Raw genomic sequence first — 1264 nt, 5'->3', positions numbered from 1 at the left:
TTCCTTAGGAATACACCCTGCTGCCCGTTTGAGTATCCACGCATAGGCATCATAGGCCACACTGGCACTAGGATGATGCAAAACACACCAACACAGGGGGAGGGAGCGTCCTCGATGAACCACGGCCAAACGCACTAAACAGTACTCTTCCCAGAATAGAGACGTATCAAGCGCCACATACATCACTGGGTCGCTCCAATCTGCCAATGATTGAGTGATCAAGGGTTTGTAGATGCGATGCACATTAATCCGCGCATTGTGAAGCCATCGAGAGAGCCGACGCTGTTGGCTTTGGGCACGTTGTTTATCCCCTCGATTCGGTAAGCACAACGCCCATTTGGTCAGGTTGACCGTCCCCGTATGAATCAACGCTGCGACCATCAATAGAGCCACCGTTAGATGGGTTTGGTGTGCCCAGTCTGTCGGGGCTAGCCAGCTTTTCAAGGCATCGTGGAGATGAGAGAATGGGGTCATCGGCAATCTACTGGATATGAGTGGTATCTATCCTCTTAAGATTGCCGTATTCCTTCCCACCAACGCAATCGGCTAAACCCATAGCAGGAAATTGTTTTAGCGTTTTATAGTGATCTTTTGTCCGTCAACCAGGTTTATATCTAATTACTTTAGTCTTCTCCTTTTCAGATGTATCTAATTTAGGCAATCGGCCCTTGCAACAGCGTGGTATCAATGATTTTTTATCTCCTAATTCAAATATTTTATACATATTAAACCCCGTCCATCTTGAGAACTGGAGTTTTTGAGAATAAACATTTAGTCTAGAGATAGTCGTGATGAGTGATTGCTGTTATTGATGCTAAAAGTTGATACTGCCAAGTGGAACCAAAGCCCATCTCTGCTAAGAGAGCAAGCCCTAGACGCCTCTCATCCTCGTACCCGAGAACGATTACTCGCCCTGTATGACATTACTCAAGGGATGAATGCCACTCAAGTCGCCCAACAGACTCATCGTAATCCTCAAACGGTGATGGATTGGGTGCATCGATACAATGACAACGGTCTGAATGCATTGGTCTATCGTCATACCGGAGGCCATCCCCCCCTTTGTCTACTGAAGTTGAAGCAGGGCTAGATGGATGTATTCGGCATGCGCTGGACTGGTCGGCTACCCCTCCCCAACAGCGCCAAGGCGACCCGCCCGTGAGATGGACGCTCAAACGTCTGGTTCGCTGGGTAAACGATACGTTCAAGATTGAGTGTTGTCGCGAAACCGTTCGCAAGTGCCTAAAAAAATTAGGGTTTTCCA

2 protein-coding genes and 1 pseudogene are annotated in these 1264 nt (G+C 47.9%); 2 read left to right on the top strand and 1 reads right to left on the bottom strand.

All coding sequences use genetic code 11. The features are described from left to right. Nucleotides 1-474, bottom strand: a pseudogene (locus F6K52_RS36440) (transposase); the annotation flags it as partial. A gap of 337 nt (nucleotides 475-811) precedes the next feature. Here F6K52_RS36440 and F6K52_RS36435 point away from each other — a divergent pair. After that, nucleotides 812-1090, top strand: a complete 279-nt coding sequence (locus F6K52_RS36435; protein WP_293090124.1) for a helix-turn-helix domain-containing protein — start codon at nucleotides 812-814, stop codon at nucleotides 1088-1090. 68 nt (nucleotides 1091-1158) lie between these two features. Further along, nucleotides 1159-1264: winged helix-turn-helix domain-containing protein (locus F6K52_RS37235; RefSeq protein WP_364421523.1), on the top strand; the 106-nt coding region annotated here is incomplete at its 3' end.

Origin of the sequence: Moorena sp. SIO3H5 (assembly GCF_010692395.1) — a bacterium.
In the GTDB taxonomy this organism is placed as follows: domain Bacteria; phylum Cyanobacteriota; class Cyanobacteriia; order Cyanobacteriales; family Coleofasciculaceae; genus Moorena.
The sequence above is the reverse complement of the archived record's forward strand: the minus strand, read 5'-3'. Positions and strand labels throughout refer to the sequence as shown.